Below are 16,872 nucleotides of genomic sequence, written 5' to 3'. Positions count from 1 at the left end.
ATGATAAAAAAATATCTTCTCCTGGTCCTGGCAACAGGGTGGTTACTGATATCCTGTAAGAAGGATAATGAATTACCAGCTTCTCCCACCCTTGCGTACCTGATGGTATACAATGGTGTACCGGATTTCTATGGCGCCAATAGTATGGTGCTGGTGAATAATACACCTTATGGGCCCCGTAGCTATAATGATAATGGCAATGGACTGGTGGGCGCATTCAATTTTTCCAAATACACTTACACAGATACCGGTGTTTTCAAAATTGGATTTACTGATACCACCAATCTGCCGGACAACGCGCATAAAATTTCGGAAACCCTGCTGAAATTTGAAAACCATCAACATTATACGCTTTACCTGCTGGATAGCCTGGGGTTTTATGAAATACGCTATACCCATGACGACGTACAGCCAGATCCTGACCATGCAAAAATAAGGCTGGTACATCTGACGCCTGATATGGGCACAGTATATATGAAGATTGATACCACCGCGGTTGATGCGATCAAAAACATTGCCTTCCGTGGTGTGAGCAACTATGCCACCGTTTCCCCCGGTCCCAAGCCCGCCATCCGGATCATGTACAGGGATGATGTTACAGGTGAAGAAAGAACACTGGTCCGCAAATCGGTACCACTGGAAGCAGGCAGATGCTATACAGTCATCCTCCGCGGCTACCGCCAACCGGTAGATGGCAATGTAAATAAAACCATCAACCTTTCTACGATCACCAATTTCTGACCTTACAACCGTAATAATGAAAACAACTTTTTTACTTAAACATATACCCGGGATTGTGTTAATGTTTTTGCTGATTGCTTGTAAGAAAGATCAGCCTCCGGCAGATGACCTGGCTATACAAACACCGGTGATCAATAAAGTCAGCAGAACGTTTGCACAAACCGGAGACCGGCTAACGATATATGGCCACCTGCTTATACAGGATGGCCTGCTTACGGAAGTATTTATCGGTGGGCGCCCCGGCGCTATACTGAACCGGTCTGCAGACAGCATCGCCATTATAATTCCGGCCAAAGTGCTGAATGGCCGGATCCGGGTAACGATCAGCCATAATCAGCAATTTAAAAGTGCAGATGGTCCTGAAATAGCGGTAAACCCCACCCCGTTAATAAAAAGCTACTGGCCCAGCTATGCGTTTGCAGGAGATACCATTGCTTTATACACGGAGAATTTCAGCAGGCAGGATAGTGATAATTTCTTCTATATCGGAAACGCAGCATTAAAAATCGTTTCAAAGAGAGGCAGTGATACCTTTCTTGTTAAACTACCTGCAAATGCAGATACCGGACCTTTATCATGGCATACTTATGATGGCCCTTCAGATACTTTTCCTGTCCCTTTCCCTATCAGGCAGGCCAGCTATGCAGTCAATACCGTAAAGGATTGGCTGCACCTGGATCCTGCGTTCTCTTATATGGATACGCTCGTACGGGGTTATCCCGTGCTCGCTGGCGGTAATTATGCCGACGTCCATAAAAGGATCTACGATTCCGTGCTGCTGTATATAGCACATACCGACCGGCCTTACACTATCTTTCTACCGGCAAGTGACAGTTATCTCAGGAATAATATCAGCCGGGAAACCTTTTTGAATAAAATAAAGGCAACACCTTATAATTATAACTCGTTGTTGATTACAGCAATTATTCCAGGCCGCCAGCTCCAGCTGCAAACCCTGCATGCAGGCGATCTTTTCCCTACTGCCTATACCATGAAAATGGTATATGGAGATGATTACAGCGACGAGTATGGAAACTCCGTTTCAATAATAGAACAGGGTGGCGAAAAATATGCGCAACTGACAGGCATCTACGGGGAAACAAATCCACCCGTTAAAATACTCAGAAGTCACCAGGCAGGTAATGCCACCATTCTTGAAACAGACGGAGAACTGGGAATTATCTATTTTTAGACCCGGTTTTCAGTGAGTATAGTTTGAATGTGCCAATTTAAAAGGTGAAAGCCGCTCAGGGAGCAGCTTTCACCTTTTAATAAAACCAGGAAAATCACCATCAGTTCAAAGGCTTTCCCTACACTGTTGTTTCGTTTCTTTTCTTTGCCTCCTGCGTCACCGGGGTAAAGAAGTTAACCAGGTTGCCATCCGGATCCCTGAATAACAGTGAGCGATTCCCCCACGGCATTGTGGTTGGTTGCTGCACCACCTGTTCGCCTAGCAAACTGGCCAACTGCTGGTATTTGTCATCAACATCGTCAACACCAAACTCAATGATAACCGACCTGTTACTCGAAGCTGTAGCCACCTCATTTCCTCCAAAAAGAGCTAACGTGCGGGTACTTCCTATAGCCAGGGCCCCAAGAGGCGTTCGCAGTTCGGCAAAATCATCAGTATACCATTTAAACGGCACTCCGGTGATGCTCTCATAAAACTGCACCAGGCGTTTAATATCGGCAGTAATAATACGGATGGAAGATAAATTCATATTGTACTTCGTTTTGTTTAGTACAAAGCTATTCCGGCCGTGTGACAACCCTATGTCAGCAGTGTAAACGATAGAAGGTAAACAAGTCGGTTGAAGACAGCTTTGTGAAGCCGGCCTGGCGCAGCATGGTTACTAACTGTCCCCGGTGAAACGTAGAATGGTTAATGATGTGAGGGAATGTTTGCACAAACTCCATCTGGTCTTCTTCGCCATTCGGTTTTATAAAAGAAATTTTTTGCAGATAATTTTCTTCCGGATATTCTTCTATGAAATTTCTCAGGCCGGCGGATGCCTTTCTCCAAATTTCTATTAAATCATTCTTCGTGCCTTTAAACCCGGCAGATAAATAAACCGGATCAGGAACCTTTCTCCAGAAGTCCACCCAGATTTTTTCAGCACTGGCAATATGCATGGCGGTTTGTTGAATGCTGCTGAAACTGCTGATGATAGCCTGGTTCCATTGCTCCTCATCGATTTGATTGAGCCATCCCATAGCAATATTATCTGCCCAGACGTTGTAGTCTGCCAGCGTTATAAAATACTTTTTGTCCATTTTCCTGATGTTTCTCTTTACCTCAATGCGGCTTACTGTTTTTGTCCGTATACCAGCAGCGAGGCTTTAGCGAGGGTAGTGAAGTGTATATTGAAACCTACTAACGCCGGGGTGGCGCTTTTATCCAGTTCCAGTTTTTTGTCCAGGGCATAAACCGTGATCACATAACGATGTGCGGGGCCATCAGGAGGCGCAGCCCCTGCGTAGCCGGGAGTTCCCATATCCGTATTGCTTTGCACGGCGCCTTCAGGAAGTAAATCCTTTGCCGGATTTCCCGCATCCGGCAGGAGTTCGTGCACATCGGCCGGGATATCGAAAACTACCCAATGCCAGAAGCCACTGCCGGTTGGAGCGTCCAGGTCATGCATGGTTACTGCGAAACCCTGCGTTTCTTTCGGGGCGTTCTCCCAATAAAGCTGCGGTGATTGGTTTTCGCCGGAGAATCCCATGCCATTGAAATACTGTTTGCGGGCTAACTGACCGCCAAGCTCGTTGCTCTTCAGGGTGAATGCCTGCGCCAGGGCGCCGCCGCCGGGTGCCGTAGCTGTTGCTAGTGTTGCCATAACTTTATGAATTTTATTCAAAGGTAGCCCGGAAGAGGGCTGGCAACAGATAGTGCAACGTTCAAAAAGTGTTGCTAAACGTTCAATTTGACAGCTGGAATTGCTTGGGGGTTATTCCGTGTACTTGTTTAAATGATTGAATGAAGCTCGACAGGTTCTCGTAACCAAGTTCAAAATATATCTCGCTTACTTTGCATTCGCCTTGTTTAAGCAATTGAGCCGCTTTCTGCATTCTCTTTTCAAGCAGCCATTTATTGGGCGAAGTACCATAAATTCTGGCAAAGCGACGCTTAAAGGTGGACAGGCTCATGTGACATAGAAAGGCCAGCTCTTCAACGGTCACCGTATTATACATGTTCGCCGTGATAGCGTGGCGGATCAGCAAATCGTTGTCAGTTTCATCGTTGAAATTGCGGAGCCCCTGGATTTTCTCAGGATAGTGCTCACTTAAATACAGCAGCAATTCTTCCAGTTTCACTTTCCTCAATTCCGCGGATGGAGGCACACCGGAAGCTAAAATAAAACCCAGCGACTCAATGAAGTTTATCAGGAATGCATCTTTCTCAAACACCAGGAAAGGTGCATCCTGTTTTCTTTGCGCCGGGGCCTGGGGATGACGGAGGAAGAAATCTGCCAGCACTTTATTATCCGCAAAAAGCAGGATACTCCTGTAACGACCACCAGGCGCTGCAATTTTCTCGCTCATGAGGCAATTGCCGGATGAAAGCAGTAAGAACTGATCCGGGTTTATGGTTACCTGTGATCCGGCGTATTGAACGCTCTTCTGGCCCTCCAGCAGGAAACTGAATAAGTTTTGCCGCAATTCAATTTTGCCATTAATATTTGCCACATCCGGGTTATACAGCATAACAGCCACCTGCTCCATCGTATTTTGTGAACCGGCAGTAGGATGACCGGCAGGTAATATAAATTGCTTCATAAAACGGTGTATATAAAACAATGCGAATTTACATTTTTTTGATTTGAGGGCCGCGTGCCGGCTATGGCTTTATACCACCGCATATTAGGCCAGGTAAGCATTTCCACGTCATCCTTTTACTTCCTGGTTCCTTAACCAAGGCTACCTCAAAAATACATCTCCCCGGCGAATCCTGGATGAGATTGCTCTGCTACTGTAAAGTGCTCGCTGAAAGAATCTCCAAAATGTAAAGCTAATTCTGTATTCAATACATCAACTGTAAGGCTTTTCTGTACTAAGACACCGTAGCCGTGCTATCGGCCTGGTGGGACGAGTGCACGGCTACGGCACAGGCGGGCTAAATAACCGACTGCTGGTAGATTCCCGGAACCCAAAGGAAACTACGTTGTCAGAACCTGACAACAGACCAAAACGCCTTCTTTGGCTGCAAATCCTTGTCGAATAAAAGGGGATAGTCTTTCCGGCCACGTACAGGGAAGTTATCAAGCCAGCTGTACCTGTCAGATATATTCCAGAACGTCACACCGGTTAAAGCATTACTATACTTCCGGAAAACATCAAAACACATACGGAATTGTTCGATCTGCCGCTGTTCCCTGGCAGCAGTAAAAGCAAAGGCGCTGTCACCCGGTTGCCTTTCCCGCATTTCGTGCTCCTTTGCGTAAACAGAGATGTCGAGTTCAGTGACCTGTAGTTTCAGGTTCAGGGTGAGAAAATCCTCAAAAGTCTTTTCCAACTGCTCTTTGGAGGGCTCATTGATCGCCCAGTGGCCCTGAAGGCCAATACCATGCACCGGCACGCCTTTGGCGATCAGGCCAGTCAACAGTTGCATTATTTTTTTCCGCTTTACGGGGTTAATTTCATTATAATCATTGTAAAACAACAACGCCTCCGGATCGGCTTCATGCGCCCACTGAAATGCCTTCTCAATAAATTCCTCACCGCAGATCTGGTACCAGGGCGAATTCCGGTACATTTCATCCCGCTGATCACTTATCACTTCGTTGGCAACATCCCAGGCGTACACCACGCCTTTGTACCTTTTCACTACTGTTGTAATGTGATCTTTTAACCGCTGCAGCAATACTTCTTTAGACACCTGCTGTCCGCTGGCATCCTTAAAGATCCACTCCGGCGCCTGCCGGTGCCAGACTAATGTATGCCCCCGCAACTTCATGCCGTTTCTACGGGCAAATGCCGCTATGGAGTCGGCGTCTTTCCAGTTATACCATTGCTCACGGGGATGGATAACGCTCATCTTCATGGCATTTTCGGGCGTGAGACTATTAAACTGGCTGATAAGCAATCCCGCTTCATCTGTTCGCAGGGCACGGGCGGAAACAGCCACGCCTATAGGAAAATAATTTTTGTAGTAATCCTTCAACCCGCCCGTTCCGGGAGCAGCAGCGGGTTGTGAACGGTAGGCGAGGCAACAAAAGCTCACCGAAATAACGATCAAAGTAATAGCAGCAAAGCTGGTATATTTCATATGAAAATTGTTCATGAAGTGGTTATTCCAATTTTATTTAAATGCACTCAAAGGCTGGATAGTGCCGTCACTATTATACTTCATCTCAGTTACCTTCACGTTTCTCAAATGGGTTTTACCGGACAGCTGCGTATCGTGGTAAAACAAATACCATTTATCGCCAATCTGAATAATGGAGTGATGATTGGTCCAGCCATCAACAGGTTTCAGTATCACCCCCTGGTATTTAAACGGTCCGTACGGATTATCCCCGATCGCATACACGATATTATGCGTATCCCCTGTTGAGTAAGAGAGATAATACTTCCCATTATACTTATGCATCCAGGCGGCTTCAAAAAAACGTTTGTCATTGTCCTTTTCCAGGAACAGGTTACCATTGCTGTCTGTTATTTTTATTTCTGCAGGCTCCCCTTCCAGGCTTTTCATTCCCGGCGAAAGCCTGGCCACACGCGGAAGAATCGCTGTCTCATCTTTATTACGCAGCTTTGCGGAAGAATCGTACCGGTTGTTGTTCCAGTTCTGCAACTGCCCTCCCCAGATACCTCCAAAGTATAAATAAAACGAGCCATCATCATCCCGGAATACAGCCGGATCAATGCTATAGGTTCCTTTAAGCGGCTCTTTTTCTGCCGTAAATGGACCTTCTGGCTTCGGGGAAGTAGCCACCCCTATTTTAAATAAACCCTGCTTATCCTTTGCGGGGAAATACAGGTAGTAAGTTCCCTGTGAAAACGCTGCATCCGGCGCCCATAGTTGCTGCGAAGCCCACGGTACATCTTCTACCTTCAAGGCAACACCATGGTCTGTTACCTTTCCTCCAATGGAATCCATGGAAAGGATACGATAGTCGGCCATCCTGAAATGATCACCATTATCATTCTCTGTAGTACTTGTTGCAGTATCATGAGATGGATAGATAAATATTTTACCATCAAAATAATGGGCCGATGGATCGGCAGTATAGATATGAGACACCAGTGGCCGGGAAGCATATTTTCCGGTTGTTCCTTCAGTGATCGCACGTCCGGCACGTGGCGGACTACAGGCAACCATGTAAAAAATAACTATCACGGACAACAGGTACTTAAACGATGTTTTTCCCGGTGTACAATACATTTTCTTTGATTTAAGTGAATAAAATAATTTCAACATAAGCAGTTATAACCCGGGAACAACGCTGGCGGCGTTGCCCTTCTTTCCGGGTGTGGCGTTGGTGAAAGAAAACCAGTTAAGACTCACCGGCGATCCCGCATCTCCCGTAAACTTAAAAGTCAGCCGGTGTTTCCCCGTCAGTTTTTTAACTGGTATAGAGATGGTGCTATATTCCTTAGCCGTAGTGGAAGGCAGCGTGATGGACGCATAAGGGTTCAGGGAATCTTTGTCAACATACACGGTAACATGCCCCTGTCCGGGAGAAACCCGCAGCAGGAGCTGCTGGTAGCCCTTCTCAAAATCCACCTGGTTAAACCTGATCCAGGAACCATCGGTTAAATTGGAGATATCCTGATCACCGGGATGGCCCAAATCCTTGCTGGCGGTGGCATGCCCCAGGTGTATTTCATCATACATTTCCGCCTGAACAAACGAAGCCGCTTTAAAAAGATTGGGCGGCCCCTGGCGGGTATCCATCCGGAACCAGTTAAAATCCACATACCCGCCCGGCCGCACGGTGGCATAGTTAAACAACGTAAACCTGTTGCCGGTAAACATCTTCAGGTCAAACTTCATGTTCAACGTATCGCCAATGGGAACAAACACCTTGTTATCAAAACTATAAGAAAAATGAGCCTGGTCTTTAACCGTATTGACCGACGCTTTGAAAAAGATAACATTCCTTTTCCCTAAAGCAATACTATCGATGGTTTTCCCTGCATTTTCCATTACAATAAACTTTGCACCTGCTGCTGCCTTTACACCAATGAGTGCATGAGGGATTTGTAATACTGCAAGACCTGCCACATCTCCCACCTGCATGTGGCTCACATCCAACTCCGTGGTGGCATCGGAGAAGGGACCAAAGATCCGTTGGGCCAGGGAATTCCGCGCCTGCGGAAGGTTGGTTACAATACCGCTGGTAATCAGCCGCAGATAACCTTTTCGCGCGGTGAGCGACCAGGCGCTGTCGTTTGGATTATGGTTCCAGGCCCACTGAATGGCTGGCTTATCTGTATTAAATTCGTCGCTGGTAGGCAGCACCCGCACGGGTGAAAGAGTACCTGTATTGGGCTTGGCATAGGTAACCACTGCCCGGCCATCTTTTCCTACCATGGGCCAGCCATCTACCCACTGAACCGGCTGCAGCGTGGGCACTCTTCCTACGCCTCCCCTGTCCTGGAAAATCACACTCCACCATTCCCCTTTCTGCGTTTCAATCAATGCCCCCTGGTGAACACCCCTGCCATGAAGGTTCATATCGTCCTTTAACACAATCTTCTCTTCATAGGGACCAAAAATATTTTTTGACCGGAGACAACATTGATAACCATCCCCACCACCATAAGTAGCATAGATATAGTAGTACCCGTTTATCTTGTAAACATGCGATCCCTCCAGCCCGGGTCTCTGCACCTTGTCAAACACCACACTGTCCCTGCTAATTGGGGCCAGGCTGGAATCTACTTCTGTGACTGATATTTTGTTATAACCATGCGCGATATAAGTGCGCCCGTCGTCATCGAAAAAAAGGCCTGCATCGTAATAAGGTCTTGCCAGCTTTCGTATCTCCCAGGGACCTTCGGCTTTAGGGGCTGTGCATAAAAAGCCGCCTTCATTCAGCGTAAGAAAGAGGATGTGAAATTTTCCATTGTGATAACGGATACTGCTGGCCCACTGGCCCTTCCCATACCGGTTACCGCCGTTTAGATCGTAGAAGGGATGTTGTTTAAACCGCTCCACCGCATTGGAAGCATACTCCCAGTTCACCAGGTCTTTCGACTTCAGCACAGGAACACCCGGGAAAAAATACATGGTAGTAGTTACCATGTAATAGGTATCTCCCACACGGATCACGTCATTGTCCGGAAAATCAGCCCAGATAATCGGATTTGTAAAGGTACCGTCTCCATTATCAGACTGCTGCGCCTGGAGAGCGGTACCTGTAAACAAGAGGGCCATAACGAGGAATCTTTTCAAACCTTTCGCGGTTAGATCTATAAGCATCTTCAAAAAATTATACTATCACCGGCTGCCGTTTTGTCCACACTAGACATTTAGTCACTTACGTTTAAGCGCGGCAAATGGTGACCAGCGATAAAACAAAAATACCCGGACTATGTTTCTGTTGATAGCTCATTTGTTGAAATTGATAGCACAATTGTCTTACAGACAATCATTTTAAGCGCAAGAAACTACCAGGGGACCGGCGCGGCGCAGATAAACACCGGTAACACTTTTAAGATTGCTTTACAATACTTAAATTGGGTGATGAAATAGTCCCGGCAAAGTTCCATGTACGAAAGTTCAACCAACATCTTGTTTTTTAACGACTGCCTGATATGTTTAAATATAAATTCCCGTTCCTCTGTTGCTTACTGTTCCTGGTTCAGATAGGTTGGGCGCAAACAAAGAAAATAAACTTCACCTCACTGGCCGCAAAAGACGGATTGGTGTCCAATGCGGTGAACTACATCATCAAAGACCACTACGGCCTGATGTGGTTTGCCACGGATGATGGCCTGAATAAATTTGACGGTACTAATTTTACCGCGTACCGGCACAATCCCGGTGATTCTTCCAGCCTCAGGGCAAACGAGGTATTGGTACTTCATGAAGACAAAAACGGCAACCTCTGGATAGGCACCAGTGGCGGCGGGCTCAGCCTGTATGACCGCAAAAAGGATGCTTTTATTCACTTCCCGGTAAACGCCAATACGCCTGAACTGCCCTCCAACGCTGTTATCATGGACATTTGCAGCGATACTTCAGGAAAGGTTTGGATAGCGCAGTATGAGAACCTCTTTCAGCTTGATCCTGTTACCCGCCATATTTCCAGGATCAAACTCGATACGGGAAAAGACAGCCAGGAAGCAACAAAAACCCTGGGCTGTGTTTTGGTCGACAAAAAACAACAAATCTGGATAGGCACTACCATTGGTCTTTACTGCTATTCCCCATCAACAGGCGCCTTAAAGCTGGTATTCAACACAGCAGCGAAATCCAGCGCACCGGATAATGATATACAGGCCATTGCAGCCGACAAAAACGGCCAGATCTGGGTGGGTACCTTAGCCGGCCTATGCATGTTGCAACCAGACGGCTCCGGATTTACCCCCTACCGGGCATCCACCGGGAATGCGCCCATCAGCAATGTGCAGGTGAACAATATTGAGCCCGACGACGATGACCAGTTGTGGATCAGTACACAGGAAGGACTCATGGTGCTTAATACCAGGACACAAGCCGTTGATCAATATCTTCCGGACAATGGAAATATCTATAGCCTTACCAGCCAGTCGATCAGATGCACCTATATCGACCGGCAGGGAATTTACTGGATAGGCACCTTTCGCGGCGGCGTGAATAAATACGATAAAAACCTGAACCTCTTCAATTTCAAGCCCGGCACTATCTTTCATACATCCGACCGCAAGTCGTCGATAGTAAGTGCTTTTGCAGAAAAGAGTGCGGAAAATATCCTGATCGGCACCGATGGCGGAGGTTTGTTCGAGTTCAATCGTAATACCGGGAAAGCCCAGCCAGTCAATATCCCGCTTCCGGCAAACAACAACGTGTCCATCATGGCGCTTCACTACACGCAGGACAAAAAACTGTTTATTGGCACTTACGCGCATGGTCTGCTGATTTCCAACGGCGCCGGCAATTATAAACACCTGGTAAAAGGAACCGGCCCGGACAACCTGAACGCCAATGATGTTTTTTGTATAAAGGAAGATAGTAAGGGCGACGTTTGGGTGGGTACCAACGGTGAGGGTGTGAATATATTAAGAAATGAAAAAGTTGTTGCCAGATTTAGTCCGCATCCCAGACCAGGCATACCTGAAGAAAAAAAGCTCCCGTTTAATGGATACATCAGGACCATTGAAGAAGATGCAGAAGGCAACATCTGGATTGGTTCACACGGCGGGGGAATCGGCGTCTATCATCCCGCCAACAACAAATGGGATATCTATACCCAAAGCAACAGCCAGCTGGCAGGCGATAAAGTGCAGGTGATACTGCGCGACAGCCGCGGAAATATATGGGTAGGCACCTATGGCGGAGGCCTGAGCCTGTTCGATAAAGCCACCGGGCGATTCATCAATTACGACGAAAAAGACGGGCTGCAGAATACCACCATCTACCAGATCCTGGAAGATAAAGACGGCATCCTTTGGTTAAGTACCAACACGGGCATCAGCAGCTTTAATGCTGCCACAAAAAAAATCAGGAACTACAGCCATTACAACGGTGCGCAAAATAATAACTTCGTACATACGTCCGGGCTACGGCTGTCTGACGGGGATATCATGTTCGGCGGATTGGAAGGCTTTAATTACTTCACCCCTTCCGGGTTAACGGTGAACAGGAATGTGCCGGTTGTTCTGCTGACAGACTTAAAAGTGTCCAACAAATCAGTGATCCCGGGGGAAGACAGTCCCATCAAAGATCACATTTCGGTTACCAGCGAAATCAGGCTTGAATACAAACAAAACTTTGCCCTCAGCTTCGTAGCGCTGAATTATACTATCCCCAGGAAAAATTATTACGCCTATAAACTGGAAGGATTTGATAAAGACTGGAACTATACCGGAACCGTCAATACCGCCTCTTATACCAACCTGGATCCGGGAGAGTATATCTTTCACGTGAAAGCCAGCAATAACGACGGGGTATGGAATACAAAGGATACCACGATAAAGATCTATGTAAGACCACCTTTCTGGCGAACCATTTATGCCTACCTGTTTTATATCTCCGCCATCTGCGCCCTGCTGTTGTACAGCCGGTACCGCGGGATAACCAGGATAAGAAAGAAATTCCTGGCCGAGCAGGAAAAACAGGAGATAAAGCGTGTCCGTGAGCTGGACCGGATGAAAATTAAATTCCTTACCAACCTCAGTCACGATTTCAGGACGCCTATTTCGCTGATCCTTGGGCCGGTGGAGCAATTGATTGGCAGTGAACAAACCGGCAACAGGCTGGAAAAACTGAATATGATCAAGCGCAATTCCAGGCGGTTGCTCAATCTCGTTAATCAGCTGCTGGATTTCCGGAAGATGGAGGAACACGAACTAAAACTGCAGCTGGCAAAAGGAGAACTCGTATCTTTTATAAAAGAAGTAACGGACTCTTTCAGTGACTTTGCTGAACGGAAAAACATCCGTTTCACTTTCAGCAGCAAACCTGCCTCCCTGTATGTTTTCTTCGACCATGATAAAATGGAACGTATTCTTTTCAACCTGCTTTCAAACGCATTTAAATTCACCCAGGAAGAGGATGCGGTGACGGTGGAATTGCAGTTGCTGAAAAAGCCCGCTACTCCCGGCTTACAATGGGTGCTCATTACAGTGAAAGATACCGGTATTGGTATTCCGAAAGATAAGAGAGAAAAAGTATTCGACCACTTCTTCCAAACCAATACCAGTTCCGCCATACTTAACCAGGGCACAGGTATCGGGTTATCCATTACAAAGGAATTTGTAAAGATGCACGGAGGAGATATTGAAGTGGAAAGCGAATCCGGGCAAGGCGCTACCTTTTTTATACAACTTCCATTAAAAATAGCCGAGCAGGAAACACCTCCCCTGGCCACAGTTTTACCATTCCAGCAGGAAGAGACTGCGTTACCGGAGGCATCCCGCGTATCGCCCGCCGCACAAAGTTTCTCAGAGATGTCAACGATATTACTGGTGGAAGATAATGAAGACTTCAGGTTCTATCTTAAAGACAACCTCCGCAACAGCTACAAGGTAATAGAAGCAGCTAATGGTAAGGACGGCTGGCAAAAGGCACTGGCACTGCATCCGCATTTGATTGTCAGCGATATCACGATGCCGCAGATGGATGGTATCAGCCTGTTGCAAAAACTGAAATCAGACAAAAGAACCAGCCATATACCGGTGATATTACTGACCGCACTTACCAATGAAGAACAACAGATCTCAGGACTGGAAACCGGCGCCAATGATTACCTGATTAAGCCGTTTAATTTTGAGATACTTCATGCGAAGATCCGGAACCTGCTGCATCTCAATCATACCCTGAAAAACACCTATACCAAACAAATAAAAGTGCATGCCCCCGAAGTGCAGAAAGAATCAACAGATGAAAAACTGCTGAACAGGATCGTTTGTCATCTCGAAGAGAAGCTCACCGATTCCCAGCTTTCTGTTGAAAGCCTCAGTAAAGAGGTTGGCATGAGCCGCAGCTCCCTGTATAATAAATTACTGGAGCTCACCGGGCAAACACCTGTTGAATACATCCGTTCCTACCGGCTGGAAAAAGCGATGACCCTCATGCAAAAAAGCGATATGACCATTGCCGAAATCGCCTACCAGGTAGGATTTTCCACGCCTAACTACTTCGCTAAATCGTTCAAGAATAAATACAATATGCTGCCCTCTGAATTTATAGCGCAGGTTAAAAAAGAGAACAGCAGCGAATAACCGTTCTTCAAAAAAAATCCCCGGCTTCTATTGCCGGGGATGCTTATCAAAAACAAAAATAGGGCTTCCTGTTATTTCGCATTAGCTTCTAGTGCCTTTGCCACTGCAGCATATGAGAGCTTCCGCACATACCCTTCAGTCCAAAGTCCGATGGGTTCGCCCGGACGCCAGAAGGAACCCGCCCGGCTGTCCAAAGGACTCCAGATCGTAATACCGTAACGTTGCTTCGCAGGAATGAGTTCAAAATATTTATCAATGACATACTTATACATCTCTGCCTGTGCTTTGTAATGTTCGGCAGTAGCTTCGGTTGTTTTTACCCCCACACCAAGATCCAGTTCAGAAACTTTTATCAACTTGCCCGTAGCGGCCAGCAGCTTAAACATTTCGGCAATGTTTTCCTTACTGGTAGTAGTGGTTATATGCATCTGCGTACCAATGCCATCTACTTTTCCGCCTTTGCTTTCAATATAATTGACATACGCAATCAGGCCACGGCATTTATCCAGGCTATACTCAAGATTGTAGTCGTTGATAAAATGAATGTCGCCCGGATTGCCGTATTGGCGGGCCATTTTAAATGCAGTTACTGCATAGTCTTTACCCAGGTAGTCCTGCCAGAAAAACTCATCAGCCGCTATGACCGGCCTGCCAATACCCGTTTTTAGTTCATATGGATTACCGTCATCCATGGGTTCATTCACAACATCCCAGGCCTTCACTGCTGTTTTTCCGGCTCCCACCATGCCATCCATCCATTTATCGAGTGCAGCGGTCAGGATAGCCTTTTTCTCTGTGGCTGTTTTTTCCACGATGGTAGTGGATCCACCGGTTGCTTTGGAATTTTTCAGTACTACATCATCAATGTAAACGGTACCGGCAAATTCACCATAGCTAAAGATCAATCGTGTCCGGTCGGCCGCGGTAGCCGTGGTGGCGACAGTTACCTGCTTCCATGCGGTAGTAACCGCCACCTGTCCGTACCCATTAGACGAATAGTTGGCGCTTTGCAGTTCCGGGCGGATTACGCCATCGGCGGTTCCTTTTACCCAAAAGCTCAATTCGTAAGTTTCTCCGTTAGCAAGCGGCGCTGCAAAATCATAGCTGGTTTGCACGTCCCAGTAATTGGCGCCTTTTGTAGGATTGGTCACATAAAAAGCCTTGCCTTTGTTACCAACACCCATACCGTCAGCAGTTACGCCGCGGGTGGAGCTGCCGCCCCAGCCTCCCCAGCCACCTCCGGATTCAAAATCACCGTTGGCCACCAGGTTGTTTACTACGGGTGCGCCTTGCGTATCGTAGATGTACAAATTGTTGACATCAATATAATAAGTTACGCCGGCTTTATAGCCCAGGTCAAAATGCAGTTTAATATTACCGGCGGAAAAATCATCAATAGTAAAGCGGATTTCTTTCCACGAAATCCCGGTTGTAAAAGTCGGGGAAGGCGTACCTGATTTGGTCCAGTCGATCGATGGCGTATTGTTATTTAACCCTTCAAAAGAAACCCTTCCTTCACCCGCTGCATCCGACTTTATATACATCACTACTTCATACTTATGCAATTTGTTCACGCCAACCTGCGGGGTAACGAGCTGCAGATCGGCAGCTGACGACGAGCCGCCTTTTGACACCAGCTTAATGGCTTTGTTCCCGGTTCCCATGCCTTCACCTTCCGCTATTGAAATGCCCGCCCCCGGATTGGCCAGGGACCAACCGGTGAAGGTTTTATCCTTCAGGGCTGCAAGATTTAAGTCATTCTGATAAGCGGGGGATGTTACCAGCAAAGGACTAAGCAATCCATTCAGGTAGCTGGCATTCTGGTTGGCATGCCACATGAGGGTATGACCATATACCTGCATTCCCGCTTCGCCGGCAGATTGAAGCAATGATTTTACTTTTACCAGGTTTAAACTGCCATCGGCCTGTACTACGGCGCCATGTTTCATATCGTAGCCTATCACCACCTCGTCGAAATTCCTGTTGGCTAACCGGTACATCACGCCTTTGTCAAGATATTCCTGTAAACCCAGCGCCACACCCAATTTAAACCCGGGTTGCGCCACACGGTTAATATAGCTTTTCAGGGCGGGGTAAGCGTCTATGTCTTCCTGAAGCGCAATACTTTCAGGCTTGTCCACGTTAAAATCAAGCGCTTTATATTTACTGCAGGAAGTAATGGCCATGAATGCCATAAAGCCAACTGCTATTTTATGATGTTGATGCATATAAATTACTTTAATTGTAGGCAGAAAATTATTTGCTCACCGGTGTAAAAGTTTCCATGGTTACGGACCGGTCCCTTAATACCAACGTATCTGATGTAGACACCTGCATACCCGATAAGGACACCTGGTAATTGAGATACAATGCATCACGGTCTTTGCTGCCCCAGCTGTTCTTTTCTCCTCTTTTTACAAACTGGCCGCTCCCCGTGGCTGTGAAACCGCTGGTGGCAGACGAAATGGTGCATTTACCGTTGTCGTCGAAAGTGAGCAGCAGTGTGCAATAAATATTATTGCCGTCTTTGTCTTTATACACTACCGGAAACTCAAGTTCCTTCCTGGACTTCGTGTTCAATTTATTCACCTCATCCGACTCAACATATTCTTTGTGCCTTACAATTGTTTGGCTTACACTTCCGGACACCACATCTTTTCCCCTGCGCAGGTAGTTGCCATGCCAGGTGTTCACATATTTGATAGCGTAAAGGATGAAGTCTTTCCCGCTGAGGATAGAGTCAGCGCCCGATTTATTATTGATGCGCAGCGGGATCACATAGGTATTCCGGATCGACTTTGGATCATTGAAGAAAGCGTCTGTGAGCTGTACTTCCACGCCGCCTGTGAGGCCGCCTTCCGGGATAACAATCTCATTTGCCGCCAGCGAATAGTAGTTAGCGGGCATCGCTAAGATCTCATCTTTGCCGGCGCCAAACAGCAAGCCGTTTCCCAGCAGGGAGTTATCTACCGCGATCCCGATATGCAGATCCTTTTTGCTGTAGTAAACACCTCCGGTTGTTGCCATGATTTTACATTTGCCCTGGTTGTCCAGTTCCGTGCTGAATATATCTTCCCCGAAAGTGATGGTTCGCACGGGGTACTGATAGGCGAAATACACCGTCTGGTATTTATAATCCGGGAATTCTACCTCTTTATTGCATGCTGTTGACACAACGAGTAGCATGATGGGTATTAAGAACTTTTTCATCTTTGTTAATTTCAAAATCAAAGAAAATTATTTATGTACCAGGAGCTG

General features: G+C 46.8%; 12 protein-coding genes. 3 read left to right on the top strand and 9 right to left on the bottom strand.

Features of this window, described 5'->3' with window-relative positions:
* Both ACLHR0_RS22565 and ACLHR0_RS22560 read left to right on the top strand, forming a co-directional pair.
* A complete protein-coding gene (locus ACLHR0_RS22565; RefSeq protein ID WP_436489705.1) occupies nucleotides 1-741 on the top strand; it encodes a DUF4397 domain-containing protein in 741 nt (246 codons plus the stop codon).
* A 16-nt stretch (nucleotides 742-757) separates the two neighbouring features.
* On the top strand, nucleotides 758-1,933 hold the full coding sequence (locus ACLHR0_RS22560; RefSeq protein ID WP_436489703.1) for an IPT/TIG domain-containing protein: 1,176 nt from the start codon (nucleotides 758-760) through the stop codon (nucleotides 1,931-1,933).
* A gap of 118 nt (nucleotides 1,934-2,051) precedes the next feature.
* Here the strand turns inward: ACLHR0_RS22560 and ACLHR0_RS22555 are convergent, their stop codons facing one another.
* The 7 genes from ACLHR0_RS22555 to ACLHR0_RS22525 form a co-directional block, all read right to left on the bottom strand.
* Nucleotides 2,052-2,462 carry a VOC family protein gene (locus tag ACLHR0_RS22555; RefSeq protein ID WP_436489701.1) on the bottom strand — a complete coding sequence of 137 codons (411 nt, stop codon included), beginning with the start codon at nucleotides 2,460-2,462 and terminating at the stop codon, nucleotides 2,052-2,054.
* A 55-nt stretch (nucleotides 2,463-2,517) separates the two neighbouring features.
* The gene (locus ACLHR0_RS22550; protein ID WP_436489699.1) at nucleotides 2,518-3,015 is read right to left on the bottom strand and encodes a DinB family protein; all 498 of its coding nucleotides are present in this window, start codon (nucleotides 3,013-3,015) and stop codon (nucleotides 2,518-2,520) included.
* A gap of 32 nt (nucleotides 3,016-3,047) precedes the next feature.
* Nucleotides 3,048-3,578 carry a YbhB/YbcL family Raf kinase inhibitor-like protein gene (locus tag ACLHR0_RS22545; protein WP_436489697.1) on the bottom strand — a complete coding sequence of 177 codons (531 nt, stop codon included), beginning with the start codon at nucleotides 3,576-3,578 and terminating at the stop codon, nucleotides 3,048-3,050.
* Nucleotides 3,579-3,660: 82 nt separating this feature from the next.
* Nucleotides 3,661-4,518, bottom strand: a complete 858-nt coding sequence (locus ACLHR0_RS22540) for a helix-turn-helix domain-containing protein (RefSeq protein ID WP_436489696.1) — start codon at nucleotides 4,516-4,518, stop codon at nucleotides 3,661-3,663.
* A 388-nt stretch (nucleotides 4,519-4,906) separates the two neighbouring features.
* On the bottom strand, nucleotides 4,907-6,022 hold the full coding sequence (locus ACLHR0_RS22535) for an endo-1,4-beta-xylanase (protein ID WP_436489694.1): 1,116 nt from the start codon (nucleotides 6,020-6,022) through the stop codon (nucleotides 4,907-4,909).
* Between the two features lie 18 nt (nucleotides 6,023-6,040).
* Nucleotides 6,041-7,126, bottom strand: coding sequence for a glycoside hydrolase family 43 protein (locus ACLHR0_RS22530; RefSeq protein WP_436489692.1), 1,086 nt, complete (start codon nucleotides 7,124-7,126; stop codon nucleotides 6,041-6,043).
* 42 nt (nucleotides 7,127-7,168) lie between these two features.
* Nucleotides 7,169-9,169: a family 43 glycosylhydrolase gene (locus ACLHR0_RS22525; protein WP_436489691.1), complete on the bottom strand. Its 2,001-nt coding sequence runs from the start codon at nucleotides 9,167-9,169 to the stop codon at nucleotides 7,169-7,171.
* A gap of 335 nt (nucleotides 9,170-9,504) precedes the next feature.
* Between ACLHR0_RS22525 and ACLHR0_RS22520 the strand changes: the two genes are divergently transcribed.
* A complete protein-coding gene (locus ACLHR0_RS22520) occupies nucleotides 9,505-13,614 on the top strand; it encodes a hybrid sensor histidine kinase/response regulator transcription factor (protein WP_436489688.1) in 4,110 nt (1,369 codons plus the stop codon).
* A gap of 71 nt (nucleotides 13,615-13,685) precedes the next feature.
* Here ACLHR0_RS22520 and ACLHR0_RS22515 read toward each other — a convergent pair whose 3' ends face one another.
* A complete protein-coding gene (locus ACLHR0_RS22515) occupies nucleotides 13,686-15,842 on the bottom strand; it encodes an endo-1,4-beta-xylanase (protein WP_436489686.1) in 2,157 nt (718 codons plus the stop codon).
* Nucleotides 15,843-15,870: 28 nt separating this feature from the next.
* Nucleotides 15,871-16,824, bottom strand: a complete 954-nt coding sequence (locus ACLHR0_RS22510) for a DUF5627 domain-containing protein (protein WP_436489684.1) — start codon at nucleotides 16,822-16,824, stop codon at nucleotides 15,871-15,873.
* Nucleotides 16,825-16,872 lie beyond the last annotated feature (48 nt).

Source organism: Chitinophaga sp. ARDCPP14, assembly GCF_051362515.1.
In the GTDB taxonomy this organism is placed as follows: Bacteria; Bacteroidota; Bacteroidia; order Chitinophagales; family Chitinophagaceae; genus Chitinophaga.
The sequence above is the reverse complement of the archived record's forward strand: the minus strand, read 5'-3'. Positions and strand labels throughout refer to the sequence as shown.

Bases quoted from the DNA above. Each gene is read 5' to 3' on its own strand.
- ACLHR0_RS22565 (WP_436489705.1), top strand. From the start codon at position 1: ATGATAAAAAAATATCTTCTCCTGGTCCTGGCAACAGGGTGGTTACTG.
- ACLHR0_RS22560 (WP_436489703.1), top strand. From the start codon at position 758: ATGAAAACAACTTTTTTACTTAAACATATACCCGGGATTGTGTTAATG.
- ACLHR0_RS22555 (WP_436489701.1), bottom strand. From the start codon at position 2,462: ATGAATTTATCTTCCATCCGTATTATTACTGCCGATATTAAACGCCTG.
- ACLHR0_RS22550 (WP_436489699.1), bottom strand. From the start codon at position 3,015: ATGGACAAAAAGTATTTTATAACGCTGGCAGACTACAACGTCTGGGCA.
- ACLHR0_RS22545 (WP_436489697.1), bottom strand. From the start codon at position 3,578: ATGGCAACACTAGCAACAGCTACGGCACCCGGCGGCGGCGCCCTGGCG.
- ACLHR0_RS22540 (WP_436489696.1), bottom strand. From the start codon at position 4,518: ATGAAGCAATTTATATTACCTGCCGGTCATCCTACTGCCGGTTCACAA.
- ACLHR0_RS22535 (WP_436489694.1), bottom strand. From the start codon at position 6,022: ATGAACAATTTTCATATGAAATATACCAGCTTTGCTGCTATTACTTTG.
- ACLHR0_RS22530 (WP_436489692.1), bottom strand. From the start codon at position 7,126: ATGTATTGTACACCGGGAAAAACATCGTTTAAGTACCTGTTGTCCGTG.
- ACLHR0_RS22525 (WP_436489691.1), bottom strand. From the start codon at position 9,169: ATGCTTATAGATCTAACCGCGAAAGGTTTGAAAAGATTCCTCGTTATG.
- ACLHR0_RS22520 (WP_436489688.1), top strand. From the start codon at position 9,505: ATGTTTAAATATAAATTCCCGTTCCTCTGTTGCTTACTGTTCCTGGTT.
- ACLHR0_RS22515 (WP_436489686.1), bottom strand. From the start codon at position 15,842: ATGCATCAACATCATAAAATAGCAGTTGGCTTTATGGCATTCATGGCC.
- ACLHR0_RS22510 (WP_436489684.1), bottom strand. From the start codon at position 16,824: ATGAAAAAGTTCTTAATACCCATCATGCTACTCGTTGTGTCAACAGCA.